Genomic DNA, 14,820 nt, shown 5'->3' with positions numbered 1-14,820 from the left:
TGTGGTGCCTGCGCACCGGTGCCGGCTGCGGCCTTCCGGCAGGGTCAGCTTTGCTGGACCGGCTTGCTGCGCAGCAGGGACAGATGATGGTCCATCCGGTCCCGCTTGGTCTGCAGGTAGCGTTCGTTTTCCGCCCGGACCGGCACCTCGGAGGGCACCATGGCCTCGACGTCGATGCCGAACCGGCCGAGCCAGTCCCGCTTGGCCGGGTTGTTGGTCAGCAGCCGGATCCGGTGCAGGCCCAGCTCGTGCAGGATGGCGGCGGCTGCCCGGTAGTCCCGGGCATCGACGGGCAGGCCGAGCTGTTCGTTGGCCTCCACGGTGTCGGCGCCCTGTTCCTGCAGCGCGTAGGCACGCAGCTTGTTCGCCAGCCCGATGCCGCGGCCCTCCTGGCCGCGCAGGTAGAGCACGGTGCCGCCGTGCAGCTGCACGAGTTCCAGCGCCTGTTCGAGCTGCTCGCCGCAGTCGCAGCGGTAGGACCCGAACACGTCACCGGTGAGGCACTCGGAGTGCAGGCGCACCAGCGGGGCGGCGTCGGCGGCGTCCGGACTGGTGCCGGGCGCGCTCAGGCTCATGTGTTCGGTTCCGGTGGCAGGGTCGGTCCACGCCTGCGCGGTAAAGTCGCCGAAGGCCGAGGGAAGGCGCACCTCCGGGCCGGCCAGGATGCCTGCCGGGACCTCCCCGCCGGCCGGCACCGCGTGCAGCGCCTCACTCATCGCCGGCCTCCCGTGCCGCCCCGGAGCCGGTGCCGCCCGCGTCCAGGTGCCGCACCAGGTCCTCGATGCTGATCAGCACCAGGCCCTCGCGGTCTGCGAACTCCCGCAGCGCGGGCAGGCGCATCATGTCGCCGTCGTCGTGCACGAGCTCCGCAATCACGCCCACCGGCTGGCAGCCGGCCAGACGGGCCAGCTCGACGGCGGCCTCGGTGTGCCCGCGGCGGGCCCGGACGCCGCCGTCGTGGGCGCGCAGCGGAAAGATATGCCCGGGCCGGGTCAGCTGGCCCGGAGCGGTCTCCGGATCCGCCAGCAGCCGCGAGGTCAGGGCGCGGTCGGCGGCGCTGATGCCGGTGCTGATGCCTTCGCCGGCGTCGCAGGAGACCGTGTAGGCGGTGCCCTTGGCGTCCTCGTTGACGGCGGTCATCGGGGGCAGGCCCAGCCGGTCCGCCCGCTCGCCCGGCAGCGGCACGCAGACGACGCCGGAGGTGTGCCGGATGGTCCACCCCATCAGCTCCCGGGTGGCGTGCTCGGCGGCGAAGATGATGTCGCCTTCGTTCTCGCGGTCCGCGTCGTCCACCACCACCACGGGCCGTCCGGCGGCGATCGCCGCCACGGCGTCGGTCACGGCGTCGAGCCGGATGTCGTCCTGCACTTCGATTGCGCTCCTCACTGTCCGTTCCCCTGTCCGGCGGGCGCGGCGGCGAAGGCCAGCAGCCGCTCGGCGTACTTGGCCAGGACGTCCACCTCCAGGTTCACCGGCGCGCCGGGAGCCAGGGCCCCGAGGTTGGTTTCGGCCAGGGTGGTGGGAATCAGCCCGACTTCGAACCAGGGCTCGACGGCGGCCGGCTCCGACACCGCGCTGACGGTGAGCGAGACGCCGTTGACGGCGATGCTGCCCTTCTCGGCGATGTTCCGGGCCAGCGGGCCGGGCACGGCGAAGCGCAGGCGCTCCCAGCTGCCCAGGTGCTCGCGCTCCAGCAGCGCGCCGACGCCGTCCACGTGTCCCTGCACCACGTGCCCGTCCAGCCGGCCCCCGGCGGGCACGCAGCGTTCCAGGTTGACCCTGCTGCCGGGGCGCAGGGCGCCGATGGTGGTCCGGGCCAGGGTTTCGCCCATCACGTCCACGGTGAGCCGGGTCCCCGCGGGGACGGCGGCGCCGGGTCCTACGGCGGTGAGGCAGACGCCGTCGACGGCGATGGAGCCGCCGGGCTCGAGTCCGGCGGCGGCGCGCGGGACGTCGATGACGAGCACGCTGCCGGTTCCGGCGGCGTCCGGGGCCAGGGACACCACGGTTCCCTGTTCTGCGACAATTCCGGTGAACATCATTTTCCTTACGTTTGGCGGGACGTTTCGGTGCCCTCGGCGGGCGTGGTCCTGGTCTCCCCTGCGCCGGGAGCCGGGGCCGGCTCAAGCCGCAGCACCAGGTCCTCTCCGGCGGCGGCCACGGCTCCCCCGGCCCGGGAATCCCAGCGCCAGCGCCGGGCTGCGGAGAGGGTGGGCACGGTGAGGTCGGCGGCCGGGAGCCCGTGGCCCAGCAGCAGCGGGGCGGTGCAGCAGACCAGTTCATCCACCAGGTCCGCGGCCAGGAACGCACCCGCGACGGCCGGCCCGCCCTCGACCAGCAGGTGGCGGACTCCGGCGTCGTACAGTTCCCGGGCGGCGCGGAGGGGATCGCGGTGCGCCAGCTGCAGGAAGCGCCCGTCGGTGCCGCGGACCGCAGCCCCGGCGGGCACCTCCCGGGCGCCGAGCACGACGCGCAGCGGCTGGGTGCCGGCCTCCTCTCCGGCCGGCGTGCGGGCGGTCAGCCGGGGATTGTCCGCCAGGACGGTGCCGGTGCCGGCCAGCACGGCGTCGGCCCGGGCGCGGATGGCGTGCCCGTAGGCGCGGGCCCGGGGCCCGGTGATCCACTGGCTGGTGCCGTCGGCGGCCGCGGCCCGCCCGTCCACCGACTGGGCGGTTTTCAGGGTGATGAAGGGCCGGCGCTCCCGTGCGGCTGCGCTCCAGCGGTGGTTCAGGTCCGCGGCGTCGGCGGCCATCAGCCCGGCCTCGACGTCGACGCCGGCTGCGGCCAGCCGCGCCGCCCCGCCCGCTGCCGCGGCGGTGGGATCGGCTGCGGCGTACACCAGCCGGGTGATGCCGGCGGCGAGTACGGCCTCGCTGCACGGCCCGGTCCGCCCGGTGTGGTTGCAGGGTTCAAGGGTCACCACCATCGTGGCACCGGCGGGGTCCTGCCCGGCGGCGCGGACTGCGGCCAGGGCGGCGGCCTCGGCGTGGGCGGTGCCGGCACCGCGGTGATATCCGGTGCCGAGCACCGCGCCGTCGGGCCCCAGGACCACCGCGCCGACCAGCGGGTTCGCCCCGCGCACGCCGCGGCCGGCCAGCTCCAGGGCCAGCGCCATGGCTTCGGTTTCAGTGAGCCGCCCGGCGGCCGCCGCGGCCCCCGACCGGCCGTGGGCTGCGGCGTCGAGCTGCGGCGGTCCGCCGCCTACGCCGGGTTCCAGGGCGTGCCGGCCCATCAGCGCACCGTGGGATCGGGCATCAACGTCTGCACCTGGGGCTTGGAGTTGTTGTGCGCCCGCCACCAGACGAAGAAGCCGATGAGCGTGAAGGCGCCGTAGAAGACGTACATGAAGGCCGTGGCGTAGTAGCCGGCGCTGAACAGCAGGGGTACGCCCACGATGTCCACGGCCACCCAGATCAGCCAGAACTCCACCCAGCCGCGGGCCATGCCGTAGGTGGCCAGCAGGGATCCGACGAACGTCCACGCGTCGGCCCAGACCGGCTCGTAGGAGCCCAGGATCCGGAACAGCGGGGTCAGCGCGGCGGTGCCGAGGATCAGCGTGGCGACCAGTCCGATCCGCGCCTTCGTCGATGCCCACTGCGGGGTGACGGCGGCGCCGTCACCGTCGCGGGCGCTGCGCCAGCGCCGCCAGCCGTAGACGGCGACGGCGATGAACATGACCTGGCGTCCGGCCTGCCCGAGCAGGTTGGCGGTGTTGGCTCCGCCGAACATGGAGCCGAGGAAGACGGTCAGCAGCAGGGCGTTGCCGACGATGCCGACGGGCCAGGCCCAGACACGGCGGCGCATGCCGCCAAGGGCGCTGAGCAGGCCGAAGATGTTGCCCAGTACTTCACGCAGCAGCAGCGAGCTGCCGCCAACCGGGATCTGGGCTTCGAAGAGCCACCGCAGAAATTCCAATGTCGTTCCCATCCGTGAGCGGCGGCTCCGGGGGTACGAGCATACGGTGCACGGTGCCGGCGGGGGACGCCGAAAGAGGCGTCCGCGCAGGCAGCCGCGAACAGTACGTGCTTCTCCCATCCAGACTTTAACTGTCGGTACCGGAATTCCACCGGTTCAACCGAGCCTCCGTTCCGGGTGGGAACGGGAGCTGCGGGTCGCGGACTATAACCGCCGGTTCGGACTTACACCGACCCCGGAGCACGTTGTTTTGCTAGGAACATTCTTGCACATGGGACAGGCAGCGGACGCAACTCCACGTGACCTGCGTAACATTCAGCGCCCGCCCGGCGGCACCCGGAGGGCGGCACACGCCCGGCTACGGCGCCGGCGACGCCGCCTCGGCCAGCGACCGGAGCCTGGTCACGGCCTCCGCCGGATCCTCCGCGCCGTACACGGCGGAGCCGGCCACGAACACGTTGGCACCGGCCTCCGCGGCCCGTTCGATGGTCTCCGTGGAGATCCCTCCGTCCACCTGCAGCGCCAGCGGCAGGCCCGAGCCGCGCACCGCGGCGGCGGCGCGGCGGATCTTGGGCAGGGTGATGTCCAGGAACTTTTGGCCGCCGAAACCCGGCTCCACGGTCATGATCAGCAGCATGTCCAGCTCGGGCAGCAGGTCAAGGTACGGTTCCACCGGCGTGGCCGGGCGCAGCGCCATGCCGGCCCTGGCACCGTTGCTGCGCAGGTCGCGGGCGAGCTTGACCGGCGCGGTCGCGGCCTCCACATGGAAGGTCACCGACGCCAGGCCGGCCTCGGCGTAGGCCGGGGCCCAGCGGTCCGGGTCCTCGATCATCAGGTGCGCGTCCAGCGGCAGCCTGCTGACCTCCTGGATGCGCTGCACCACCGGCAGTCCGATGGTCAGGTTCGGCACGAAGTGGTTGTCCATGACATCCACGTGCACCGCATCGGCGGTGCCGATCCTGGCCAGCTCGGCCTCAAGGTTGACGAAGTCGGCCGAGAGGATGCTCGGGTTGATGCAGCACTTTCCCAATGGATCTCCTAGATCTTGCGGCGGATCAGCGCCAGGAACATGGCGTCGGTCTGGTGGATGTGCGGCCACAGCTGCGCGGTCTTCCCGTTCCCCGCCTCCAGCGTCCCGGGCAGGCTGACCTCGTCGAGGGCGGCGCCGGCGTCGAGCAGCTCCAGGTCGTTGCGGCGGCGCAGCACGTCGTTGACGACGGCGGTCGTCTCGGCGGGGTGCGGGGAGCAGGTCACGTAGGCCACCACTCCCCCGGGCCGCACGGCGTCGACCGCGCCGGTGAGCAGCTCGCGCTGCAGCGCGCCGAGGTCTCCGACGTCGCTCGGCCGGCGCCGCCAGCGGGACTCCGGGCGGCGGCGCAGCGCGCCCAGGCCGGTGCAGGGGGCGTCGACGAGGATGCGGTCGAATTCGTCCGGATGCTCCGCGGCGAGGGTGCGCCCGTCGCCGGTGCGCACCCGCCAGGTGTCCTCGGGCACGGCCTCCAGGGCCTGGCGCACCAGCTTGGCGCGGTGCTCGGCGGGTTCGTTGGCCAGCAGCGTGGCGTCCTGCTGCCGGGCCAGGGCCGCCAGCAGGGCAGCCTTGCCGCCGGGGCCGGCGCACATGTCCAGCCACTTTTCGCCGCCGTCGCGGCCGGCCGGCAGCACCTCGGCGGCGCCCAGGGCCCGGGCCACGAGCTGGGACCCGACATCCTGGACGCGGGTGGTTCCGCTGCGCACCGATTCCAGGCGCCCGACATCGCCGGCGGCGTACAGCGCGGAGTCGGCGACCAGCTCGCCGTCGGCGGCACCCGCCGCACGGGCCTCGTCGAGGCTGCCCAGTCCGGGCAGGGCCACGAGGTTCACCACGGGGGCGGCGTTGTCGGCCCGCAGCAGGTCATCGATCTCCTCGACGCTGCGCCCGTGGGCCACCAGGGACTGGCGCAGGGCGCGCACGATCCACTCCGGGTGGGCGTGCTCGACGGCGGCCCGGGCGACGGCGTCCGTCTCGCCGCGGGTGAGCTCGTCGGTCCAGGCGGCCAGGTCACGGGCGGAGACCTTGCGCAGCACGGCGTTGATCAGGGCGGCCGGTCCGGCGCCGATCACCGCGCGCGCCAGTCCCACGGTCTGGTCCAGGGCGGCATGGGCGGGAACCCGCATGGCCAGCAGCTGGTGGACACCCAGGCGCAGTGCATCCAGGATGGCCGGATCCAGCTTCTCCAGCGGCCGGTCCACGCAGCGGGCAAGGATTGCGTCATACGTGCCCTGGGCGCGCAGCGCACCGTAGGCAAGCTCGGTGGCGAAGCCGGCGTCGCGGCGGTCCAGCCGGTGCTTTCGAATGGCCTTGGGCAGCACGAGGTTGGCGTAGGCGTCCTCCCCGGATACCGCGCGGAGCACCTCGAAGGCCGCCAGCCGGGCGGGATCGGCGCTGCGGCTGCGCCGGCTGGGCGCATTGTCCGAGAAGTGCCGCTCGCCTGAGCGGTTGCGTTCGCGGCCTTTCTCGTTGCGCCGGGACGGGGCCTGCCGTTCAGCCCGGCCGGCGCCGCCGTCGCCGCGCCTGTTGCCCGCGCCGCCGTTGCCGCCGTTCCTGCCAGGTCGGCCCGGGCGGCCGCCCGGGCCGCGCCCGGCTCCGCCGCCGGAACCGTTTTCCGCCGCACTCACTCGAACACCACTTCCTCACGGGCCAGTCCGCGAGCCCAGTCGGGGCCGGCCATCATCTTGCGTCCGGCAGGCTGTACCTGCCGCAGTTCCAGGGCATGGGACCCGGTGCCGACCAGCGGTCCGGCTCCGGTGCCCGTCCGGACCCGGCCGGGGGCCAGGTCGGTGACCTCGGGTCGGTCGGCAACGGCGCCGACCTTGAAGCGCTGCCCGTCCAGCGTCGTCCATGCGCCGGGCTCGGGGGTGACCCCGGCGATCCGGCGGCGCAGGGCCAGGGCAGGCTGCCTCCAATCCAGGCGTCCGTCCTGAAGGGTCAGCTTGGGCGCGAACGTCGGCTCGCCGTGCTGCGGTTCGGGCCGGGCGGTGCCGGCCTCAACGGCGTGCAGGGTCTGCACCAGCAGCACCGAGCCGCTCTGCGCCAGCCGCGCCAGCAGGTCTCCGGCCGTGTCGTCGGGGCGGACGGCCTCGGTGAGCTGCCCGTACACGGGCCCGGTGTCCAGGCCCTTCTCGAGCAGGAAGGTTGAGGCGCCGGTGACGTCGTCGCCTGCGATCAGGGCGTGCTGGACGGGGGCGGCGCCGCGCCAGGCCGGCAGCAGCGAGAAGTGCAGGTTGATCCAGCCGTGCGCCGGGATGGCCAGCGCAGCCTCGGGGACCAGCCCGCCGTAGGCCACGATGGCCGCCACGTCGGGGGCGGCCGCACGGATGGCCTCCTGCGCGTCGCCGTCGATCCGGGCGGCGCGGATCACCGGCAGGCCGAGCTCTTCGGCGCGCGCGGCGACCGGGGACGGCGTCAGGACGCGCCTGCGGCCCAGCGGCGCATCGGGACGGGTGAGGACGGCAACGACGTCGAAGCCGGCGTCGACCAGGGCATCAAGGGAGGCGACGGCGACGCCGGGCGTGCCGGCGAACAGTACCCGCACTTGGGTCAGGCCCCCGTCGGCTGGCCGAAGCTGCCGACGGCGCCGGCGCCGCCGAAGCTGGAGCCCACGCTGCGGGCCCGCTCGGCGGTGGTCCGTCCGGCCACGGCGTCGTAATCGCTGTTCCGGATCGCGCGCAGGGCCGCCTTGCGGTCCTCGCCCTTCAGCCGGTCGATGTAGAGGATGCCGTCCAGGTGGTCCGTTTCATGCTGGAAGCACCGGGCGAGCATGCCCTCGCCCTCGATCACCACCGGGTTGCCGAACTTGTCCTGCCCGCTGACCTTGGTCCAGCGGGCCCGGGGCACGGGAAAGCCGAGGCCGGGGATGGAGAGGCATCCTTCGACCTGGTCCGGCTGCAGATCCTCGCTCAGTTCCAGCACCGGGTTCACGATGTGCCCGGCCTGTCCGTCGATCCGGTAGGTGAACACGCGGAGGCTGACGCCGACCTGCGGCGCGGCCAGGCCGGCGCCGTCGACGTCCTCCATGGTCTCTTCCATGTCGGCGACCAGCTTGGCCAGCTCCGGACCGAAGTCGGTTACGTCCTCGGCCCTGGTCCGCAGGACGGGATCGCCGATGATCCGGATGTTCAGGATTGCCATCTGGGGTGTGTTCCTCACTGTCGCTTCGGTGGCTCGGTCATCCAGTCTAGTTCCGGACGGGCGCCCGGGGACACGCCGGAGCTGCGGTTCAGCGGAGGCCGGCTGCAGCTTCCGTTGCCGCCGGGCCCGCCGCCGACCCCGCGGCCGGCCCGGGTGCGGCGTGCGCGCCCGAGGGGAACGCCGCGTGCGACGGCGCGGGCGGGGGTGCGATGGGCAGCAGGGCGGGCCCCGCCTGGGCGGCTTCGATGCTGGTCTGCCAGACACGGCGCAGGGCACAGAATTTGTACCAGTGCTGGGGCAGCACGGCCGGGTTGGCCCGGACGGGACGCACTTCGGTCTGCCCGACGGCGACCCCCAGCAGCACGGGGGCGTCGCCGTGCGCCCACGGCTCCCAGGTGCCGGCGGCGGCGTCGACCAGTGATTCCTCGGCCTTCAGGCCGGCGACAAGCTGCATGACGACCTTCTCGTCGAGCGCCTTGACCATCCCGTCGCGGTCGGTGTTCTTGGTCTTGTAGTCGATCAGGCAGACGCGGCCGCCGATCCGGGCCACCAGGTCCAGGGTGCCGGCGTAGCCGAGCTCGTGGTTCCACACGGTGATTTCAGCGGCGATGGGCTCCACCTGGTACAGCTGCCACCACTCATCGAACCGGTCGGCGAACTGGTGTTCGCCGTGTTCACGCAGGGCCTCCCGGGCCAGCTGGACCTGCTCGGGCAGGCCCAGCGCGCGCAGCGCGACCTGTTCGCAGTAGTAATGGACCCGCGTACCCCGCTCCGCCGCCTCGTCACGGTAGCGCTCCGAGGCGCGGCTGGCCTCCTTCACCAGGGTGCGCAGCTGCGGCGGGCTGCCCAGGGCCGGGCCAAGGCGGGGATCCTTCACCACGGCGTTGGCCGCCATGTAGCTGTGCCAGCCGCCCAGGTCACTGGAGGCCTGGGAGATCACGGTGGTGATGGATGGGACCGCCGGAGGTTCACTCAGCGAGCGTGAATACATCCGCCCGAAGTCCGTTGCGTGCGCCAGAGCCGGTTCAGTCATGTCTTTAGTCTGTCATTGTCCGCTGACAGAACCGCCGCCGCCGCGTCCAGGCAGCCCCGGCAGGCAGCCCGCCGGACGCACAAAAGGCCGCCCCTGGCGGGACGGCCTTTCCTTGGTGGGCGATACTGGGTTCGAACCAGTGACCTCTTCGGTGTGAACGAAGCGCGCTACCACTGCGCCAATCGCCCGTCTGCGCTGATGCTTTCCAGCGCCGCGGTGCGTAGAAGACTCTAGCCCACATCCGCCCCAAGTTCCAAACCGGCCCAAAACCCGTTCCGTTCGCGCAGTCCCCGCGCGCGATCAACTCCTGCAGGATGATCGGGCTCCTCCTCCGGCGCAGCCGGCGCAGGACCTGCCCGCGACGGCACAGCGGTCGCGCCGCGCCGCACCGGGCGGAGCGCCGATTGGACGAACCGAAAATCCTCCTATAGAGTCTTTCTTCGTTGGAAAGCAGCGCTGACCACTTCCGGAACACTTCACCGGGAGCGGGATTCGCGGCTGGAATCAACATGCGGACGTAGCTCAGCTGGCTAGAGCACCACCTTGCCAAGGTGGATGTCGCGGGTTCGAATCCCGTCGTCCGCTCGCAAGTCACTGTAGAGACCGGCTATCCCAAGCCGGTTGACCTATGCTTAGGCAAGGGTCACGGTGGGGTGGCCGAGAGGCGAGGCAGCGGCCTGCAAAGCCGTATACGCGGGTTCGAATCCCGTCCCCACCTCCACGGTGATAACTGCACAGCCCACATGGGCGCGATTGGCGCAGCGGTAGCGCGCTTCCCTGACACGGAAGAGGTCACTGGTTCGATCCCAGTATCGCGCACGAACAGTTTCGACTGTTTCTTTTTGCGGACGTAGCTCAGCTGGCTAGAGCACCACCTTGCCAAGGTGGATGTCGCGGGTTCGAATCCCGTCGTCCGCTCTCCTGATCCTGGGGTTCCGGTTTCGGATTCCCAGGTCCAGGCGCGATTGGCGCAGCGGTAGCGCGCTTCCCTGACACGGAAGAGGTCACTGGTTCGATCCCAGTATCGCGCACGAACAGTTTCGACTGTTTCTTTTTGCGGACGTAGCTCAGCTGGCTAGAGCACCACCTTGCCAAGGTGGATGTCGCGGGTTCGAATCCCGTCGTCCGCTCCACGTCTGCGATGGACCGGGTTCTCCCGGTCCATCGGCGTTTAACCGGCCCTGCGTTCCGCTGCGGCCCGCACGGCGGAGCACGCGGCCGTTCCGCCCGCCCGGCGGCGTTTTCAGCTCTGGACTGAAGCCCTTGGCTGCCCTTCGGCACCGACCTACCATGGAAGCGAACGGGAAACGAACGGGTTTCCCCGGCGAAGGGAGGTGATCCGTGTCTATATTTGACGAGCTCAAGGGCAGGACCGGAGAGCTGAAGGACAAGGCGGCGGGGCTGGTCAGCCAGAACTCCGGCCGCATCAAGGACGGCATTGGTCACGCCGGCAGCTTCGTCGACCAGAAGACGGGCGGCAAGTACACCGACAAGATCGAGGGCGTCCGCCACAAGGCCTCCGGCATGGTCGACCGCGTTGAACGCGATCGCCGCGGAGACCAGGACGGCGGTCCTTCACAGACACCTCCGGCCGGATAGGCCCGGAGCCCGACAAAGAGGCCCCTGCCCCGCCATCGGCGGGTCAGGGGCCTTTGTCATGCCACCGGGCGCTAGGACGCTTCTCCGGTCTGGCCTTCCCGGGCCAGGGCCGTCAGGCGGGAGACCGCGCGGAAGTACTTCTTCATGTAGCCGCCGGCCATCATGTCCTTGGTGAACAGGCTGTCGAACGGCACGCCGCTGGCCAGGATGGGCACGTCCTTGTCGTAGAGCCGGTCCGCGAGGACCACAAAACGCAGGGCCACGGACTGCTCGGTGATCGTCTCCACATTGCGCCACACCACGGCATCGATGCCGTCGATCAGCTGCCGGTACCGGCTCGGATGGACGTCGGCCAGGTGCGCGACCAGCTCGGAGAATTCGTCCATCGCCACGGTGCGGCCGGAGAACTCCGCCTCCATGCGCTGCTCCAGTTCGTCGTCGGGCAGCGGGTCCGGTGACTGCGGCAGCCCGCGGTGGCGGTAATCCTCGCCGTCGATGCGGATGACGTCGAACTGATCCGCCAGGACCTGGATCTCGCGCTGGAAGTCGACGGCGGCGAAGCGCCCCTCGCCCAGGGAACCGGGCAGGGTGTTGGAGGTCGCGGCGAGCTTCACCCCGGCGTCGGCCAGTTCCCGCATGAGGCGGGACATCAGCACGGTGTCCCCCGGGTCATCCAGCTCGAACTCGTCGATGCAGACCAGCTTGTAGGTGCTCAGCGCCTCCACGGTTTTGCGGAAGGACAGCGCACCCACGAGGTTCGTGTATTCCACGAAGGTGCCGAACGCCTTCTGCCCGTCGACCGAGTGCCAGAGCGAGGCCAGCAGGTGGGTCTTGCCGACGCCGAAGCCGCCGTCGAGGTACAGGCCCGCCTTGGTGTCGGGCCGCTTTCCGCCGCCGAACAGCCGGCGCAGGCCCGACGCCGCCGGCCGCCCGGCTGCCTCGCCGAACCCGCGCATCGCCTCCACGGCCTGCGCCTGGGACGGCTGGGCGGGATCCGGACGGTAGCTGTCGAAGGAGACCTCACCGAAGCGCGGGGAAGGGTGGAACCCCTTCAGCAGCTCATCGACCGATACCTGGGGAGTCCGCTCTGCAAGGTGCTCCACTTGTGCCACAGCTAAATACCCGTCCATCCGTTAGCAGTAATCCTGTGCGGCCGGCCGGTTGTCCCCGGCACAAACGCCACCGGCCCACAATACGCCAACCGGCCCGCCCCGGCGCGTTCATGAAAGGCGGCGAAGCGGGCCGGGCGGCGCGGCGGCGCTAATCGCGCAGCGGAATGCCCCTGGCGTCCCGGCGGAAGGACTCAGCGCCGCAGAGGATCATGATGCCCTCCACGAAGCCCCAGACGGCCACGCCGAAGCTGGCCAGGCCCAGGGTGAAGATGCCGCCGACCAGACCGCCCAGCAGCTGGATCAGGCCCACGTTGGTGTGGCCCAGGTAGAAGCGGTGGATGCCCAGCCAGCCGAGGAAGATGCCGAGCAGGCCGGCGACGATTTTCGACTTCTGTTCCCCGTAGGCGGGGTAATAGCCCCCGCCGTACGGGTTCGGGGGGACCTGCGGGTTGTAGGAGGCCTGACCGTAGGGATTCGGCGGGGCCTGCCAGCCCTGGCCGGCCTGCCCGTAGGCGCCCGGCGGCATCTGCTGTCCCTGCCCCCAGCCCGGCTGTCCGTACGGATTCGGTGGAACCTGCCCGCCGTATCCGTGCTGTCCGTGGCTGTCCCGGCCGTAGGGCCCGGGGGCGGCCTGCGGCCTTTCGCCGTCCACGGCGAACGGGTCGGCGGCGAAGGAATCCGGGGGCGGAGCCGGCGCGTCAAACGCGTACGGATCCCGCCCCGTGCTCCCGGTACCTGCATCCCCGGGAAGCCCCGCGTCGCGGCCGGAACCGTGCGGCTCGCCGTCGCCTGCTCCGGGCTGGCTGGTCGGCTTTTCGGATGACATGCGGTCCCCTCGGTTGTGGATCGGCGGCGTGCTCCGACGGCTTGCCGGGCGCACGGCGAGTATATCGGCACGGCGGCCCGCGCTCCGGGGAAGTTTCCGGGGGCGGGCTTCGTTAGGCTTAGGAAAGATCCGTCCGCTTTATCACCCTGCAGGAAAGAGGCACCGCACCATGGCTGCAGCCGCAGATCCCCACCCCAAGTTCGCCGGCTACGCGCATCCGGACCGGCTGGTTTCCACCCAGTGGCTGGCCGACCATGCCGGGGAAGAGGGCCTGGTGGTGCTGGAGTCCAATGAGGACATCCTCCTCTACGAAACCGGTCACATCCCCGGGGCGCTGAAGATTGACTGGCACACCGACCTGAACGACCCGCTGACCCGCGACTTCGTGGACGGCCCCGCCTTCGCGGAGCTGATGTCCCGGCTCGGAATCAGCCGCGACACCACCGTGGTCATCTACGGCGACAAGAGCAACTGGTGGGCGGCCTACGCCCTGTGGGTCTTCACCCTGTTCGGCCACGAGGACGTCCGGCTGCTCGACGGCGGCCGGGACAAGTGGATCGCCGAGGGCCGGGAGCTGAGCACGGAGCGGCCCGCCCCGGCCCGCTCCGACTACCCCGTCGTCGAGCGCAACGACGCCGCGGTCCGCGCGTTCCTGCCCGACGTCCTCGACCATCTGGGCAAGGGTCCGCTGGTGGACGTCCGCTCCCCCGCCGAGTACACCGGCGAACGCACCCATATGCCGGACTACATGGATGAGGGCGCGATGAAGGGCGGCCACATTCCCACCGCCGTCTCCGTACCCTGGGGCAAGGCCGCCGCCGAGGACGGAACGTTCCGTTCCCGGGAGGAGCTGGAGGCGCTGTACCGGCAGGAGGCCGGCCTGCAGGAGGGCGACGACGTCGTGGCCTACTGCCGCATCGGCGAGCGTTCCAGCCATACCTGGTTTGTGCTGAAGCACCTGCTCGGCTTCGAGAACGTCCGGAACTACGACGGATCCTGGACCGAGTGGGGCAATGCGGTGCGGGTGCCGATCGCGTCCGGAAGCGAGCCGGGCCAGGCACCGGAACGCCGCTGAGGCGGGCAGGTCCGGCAGCATTGACGACGAGAGCAAAGGCGAAGCATTGAGTACCACCGACACCTCCGGCAGCACCCTTCCGGCGCAGCTGGCCGACATCATCGAGGACTTCCAGGCGATGAGCGAACAGGAGCGGCTGGAACTGCTGCTGGAGTTCTCCCGCTCCCTGCCCGATCCGCCGGCGGCCGTGGCGGACCGCCCGGAACTGATGGAGCAGGTGGTCGAATGCCAGTCTCCGGTGTTCCTCAGCCTGGACGTCGCCGATGACCCCGAGCAGACGGTCCAGCTGTACTTCTCCGCTCCGCCGGAGGCGCCCACCACCCGCGGATTCGCCGGGGTGCTGCATGAGGGCCTCAACGGCCTGCCCGCCGCGCAGATCCTCGCCGTTCCGGCCGACGTGCCGGACCGCCTCGGGCTGACCCGGGCCATCACCCCGCTGCGGATGCGCGGGATGGCCGCCATGCTGGGCCGGATCAAGCGCCGGCTGGCGCAGGATCCGCGGGTGGCGGCGGAGGGCTGACCCGGTGGCCCGGAAACAGCAGGGCAGCGCGACGCCGGCCACCCGGGCCCTCGACGCGGCGGGGGTCCCCTACCGCACGTCGTCCTACGGCCATGATGCCTCCGCCGCCTCCTACGGCCTGGAGGCCGCGGAGAAGCTGGGGCTGCCGCCGGAGCAGGTCTACAAGACGCTGATGGTCTCCGTCGACGGCCAGCTGGCCGTGGCGATGATCCCGGTCGCAGCCACCCTGGACCTGAAACGGTTCGCTGCCCTGATGGGAGGACGGCGCGCCGCGATGGCCGCCGCCTCGGATGCCGAGCGGCGCACCGGCTACGTCGTGGGCGGCATTTCTCCGCTCGGGCAGAAGCACCCGTCTCCGGCCGGCCTGCATGCCGCCGCCCTGGAGCTGGAGAGCATCAACGTCTCCGGGGGCCGGCGCGGTTTCGAAATCACGCTGGCGCCTGCCGACCTGGTCCGCCTGACCGGCGCCCGGACCGGGGACATCGCCGTCGAGCGCTGACCGGCGGCGCCGTTCCGGGCCGGGGAACCCGGTTCGCCCGGTCCGGAACTGAAGTGTATGAGCCGCGTGTCCC

16 protein-coding genes, 7 tRNA genes and 1 riboswitch are annotated in these 14,820 nt (G+C 71.4%); of the genes, 10 read left to right on the top strand and 13 right to left on the bottom strand.

Annotated elements, in window-relative coordinates; genetic code table 11:
- Positions 1-44: 44 nt before the first annotated feature.
- The 11 genes from ribA to AC5RV6_RS08375 all read right to left on the bottom strand — a co-directional run bounded on the left by ribA (position 45) and on the right by AC5RV6_RS08375 (position 9,304).
- Positions 45-716, bottom strand: a complete 672-nt coding sequence (gene ribA, locus AC5RV6_RS08425; RefSeq protein ID WP_494006859.1) for a GTP cyclohydrolase II — start codon at positions 714-716, stop codon at positions 45-47.
- Complete coding sequence (gene ribB / locus AC5RV6_RS08420) at positions 709-1,386, bottom strand: 3,4-dihydroxy-2-butanone-4-phosphate synthase (protein ID WP_494006858.1); 678 nt, start codon at positions 1,384-1,386, stop codon at positions 709-711. The genes ribA and ribB overlap by 8 nt, the downstream gene beginning before the upstream one ends.
- Positions 1,383-2,039 (bottom strand): riboflavin synthase, encoded by a 657-nt coding sequence (locus AC5RV6_RS08415; protein ID WP_494006857.1) that lies wholly within the window; start codon positions 2,037-2,039, stop codon positions 1,383-1,385. Before AC5RV6_RS08415 ends, ribB begins: the two co-directional genes overlap by 4 nt.
- An 8-nt stretch (positions 2,040-2,047) precedes the next feature.
- Positions 2,048-3,232 carry a bifunctional diaminohydroxyphosphoribosylaminopyrimidine deaminase/5-amino-6-(5-phosphoribosylamino)uracil reductase RibD gene (ribD, locus tag AC5RV6_RS08410; protein ID WP_494006856.1) on the bottom strand — a complete coding sequence of 395 codons (1,185 nt, stop codon included), beginning with the start codon at positions 3,230-3,232 and terminating at the stop codon, positions 2,048-2,050.
- Positions 3,232-3,915, bottom strand: a complete 684-nt coding sequence (pnuC, locus tag AC5RV6_RS08405; RefSeq protein ID WP_494006855.1) for a nicotinamide riboside transporter PnuC — start codon at positions 3,913-3,915, stop codon at positions 3,232-3,234. The genes ribD and pnuC overlap by 1 nt, the downstream gene beginning before the upstream one ends.
- A gap of 104 nt (positions 3,916-4,019) precedes the next feature.
- Positions 4,020-4,162, bottom strand: a riboswitch (FMN riboswitch).
- A gap of 111 nt (positions 4,163-4,273) precedes the next feature.
- On the bottom strand, positions 4,274-4,945 hold the full coding sequence (gene rpe, locus AC5RV6_RS08400) for a ribulose-phosphate 3-epimerase (RefSeq protein WP_494006854.1): 672 nt from the start codon (positions 4,943-4,945) through the stop codon (positions 4,274-4,276).
- A gap of 8 nt (positions 4,946-4,953) precedes the next feature.
- Positions 4,954-6,570, bottom strand: a complete 1,617-nt coding sequence (locus AC5RV6_RS08395) for an RsmB/NOP family class I SAM-dependent RNA methyltransferase (protein ID WP_494006853.1) — start codon at positions 6,568-6,570, stop codon at positions 4,954-4,956.
- Positions 6,567-7,487, bottom strand: a complete 921-nt coding sequence (gene fmt, locus AC5RV6_RS08390; RefSeq protein ID WP_494006852.1) for a methionyl-tRNA formyltransferase — start codon at positions 7,485-7,487, stop codon at positions 6,567-6,569. Before fmt ends, AC5RV6_RS08395 begins: the two co-directional genes overlap by 4 nt.
- 5 nt (positions 7,488-7,492) lie before the next feature.
- Complete coding sequence (def, locus tag AC5RV6_RS08385) at positions 7,493-8,083, bottom strand: peptide deformylase (RefSeq protein ID WP_494006851.1); 591 nt, start codon at positions 8,081-8,083, stop codon at positions 7,493-7,495.
- Positions 8,084-8,171: 88 nt separating this feature from the next.
- Positions 8,172-9,116: a cytochrome gene (locus AC5RV6_RS08380; protein ID WP_494006850.1), complete on the bottom strand. Its 945-nt coding sequence runs from the start codon at positions 9,114-9,116 to the stop codon at positions 8,172-8,174.
- 113 nt (positions 9,117-9,229) lie between these two features.
- Positions 9,230-9,304, bottom strand: a tRNA-Val gene (locus AC5RV6_RS08375).
- A gap of 323 nt (positions 9,305-9,627) precedes the next feature.
- Here AC5RV6_RS08375 and AC5RV6_RS08370 point away from each other — a divergent pair.
- The 7 genes from AC5RV6_RS08370 to AC5RV6_RS08340 all read left to right on the top strand — a co-directional run bounded on the left by AC5RV6_RS08370 (position 9,628) and on the right by AC5RV6_RS08340 (position 10,715).
- Positions 9,628-9,701 (top strand) — tRNA-Gly (locus AC5RV6_RS08370).
- 62 nt (positions 9,702-9,763) lie between these two features.
- Positions 9,764-9,837: transfer RNA gene (locus tag AC5RV6_RS08365), tRNA-Cys, on the top strand.
- Positions 9,838-9,863: 26 nt separating this feature from the next.
- Positions 9,864-9,935, top strand: a tRNA-Val gene (locus AC5RV6_RS08360).
- 25 nt (positions 9,936-9,960) lie between these two features.
- Positions 9,961-10,034 (top strand) — tRNA-Gly (locus AC5RV6_RS08355).
- Between the two features lie 41 nt (positions 10,035-10,075).
- Positions 10,076-10,147, top strand: a tRNA-Val gene (locus AC5RV6_RS08350).
- Positions 10,148-10,172: 25 nt separating this feature from the next.
- A tRNA-Gly gene (locus tag AC5RV6_RS08345) sits at positions 10,173-10,249 on the top strand.
- A 208-nt stretch (positions 10,250-10,457) separates the two neighbouring features.
- Entirely contained in the window at positions 10,458-10,715 is a 258-nt protein-coding gene (locus tag AC5RV6_RS08340) for an antitoxin (protein WP_494006849.1), read from the top strand.
- A gap of 71 nt (positions 10,716-10,786) precedes the next feature.
- Here the strand turns inward: AC5RV6_RS08340 and zapE are convergent, their stop codons facing one another.
- On the bottom strand, positions 10,787-11,827 hold the full coding sequence (gene zapE, locus AC5RV6_RS08335) for a cell division protein ZapE (RefSeq protein ID WP_494006848.1): 1,041 nt from the start codon (positions 11,825-11,827) through the stop codon (positions 10,787-10,789).
- Positions 11,828-11,975: 148 nt separating this feature from the next.
- Positions 11,976-12,653: a TM2 domain-containing protein gene (locus AC5RV6_RS08330; protein WP_494006847.1), complete on the bottom strand. Its 678-nt coding sequence runs from the start codon at positions 12,651-12,653 to the stop codon at positions 11,976-11,978.
- A 169-nt stretch (positions 12,654-12,822) separates the two neighbouring features.
- On the opposite strand from AC5RV6_RS08330, the gene AC5RV6_RS08325 reads away from it, so the two are divergent.
- From AC5RV6_RS08325 to ybaK, 3 genes are read left to right on the top strand one after another with little or no spacing between them, the layout of a single operon-like run.
- Positions 12,823-13,728, top strand: a complete 906-nt coding sequence (locus AC5RV6_RS08325) for a sulfurtransferase (RefSeq protein WP_494006846.1) — start codon at positions 12,823-12,825, stop codon at positions 13,726-13,728.
- Positions 13,729-13,774: 46 nt separating this feature from the next.
- Positions 13,775-14,248, top strand: a complete 474-nt coding sequence (locus AC5RV6_RS08320; protein ID WP_494006845.1) for a SufE family protein — start codon at positions 13,775-13,777, stop codon at positions 14,246-14,248.
- A 4-nt stretch (positions 14,249-14,252) separates the two neighbouring features.
- Positions 14,253-14,747, top strand: coding sequence for a Cys-tRNA(Pro) deacylase (ybaK, locus tag AC5RV6_RS08315; protein WP_494006844.1), 495 nt, complete (start codon positions 14,253-14,255; stop codon positions 14,745-14,747).
- Positions 14,748-14,820: the final 73 nt, after the last annotated feature.

This window comes from Arthrobacter saudimassiliensis (genome assembly GCF_059090665.1).
This window is presented reverse-complemented; position numbering and strand designations above follow the sequence as displayed.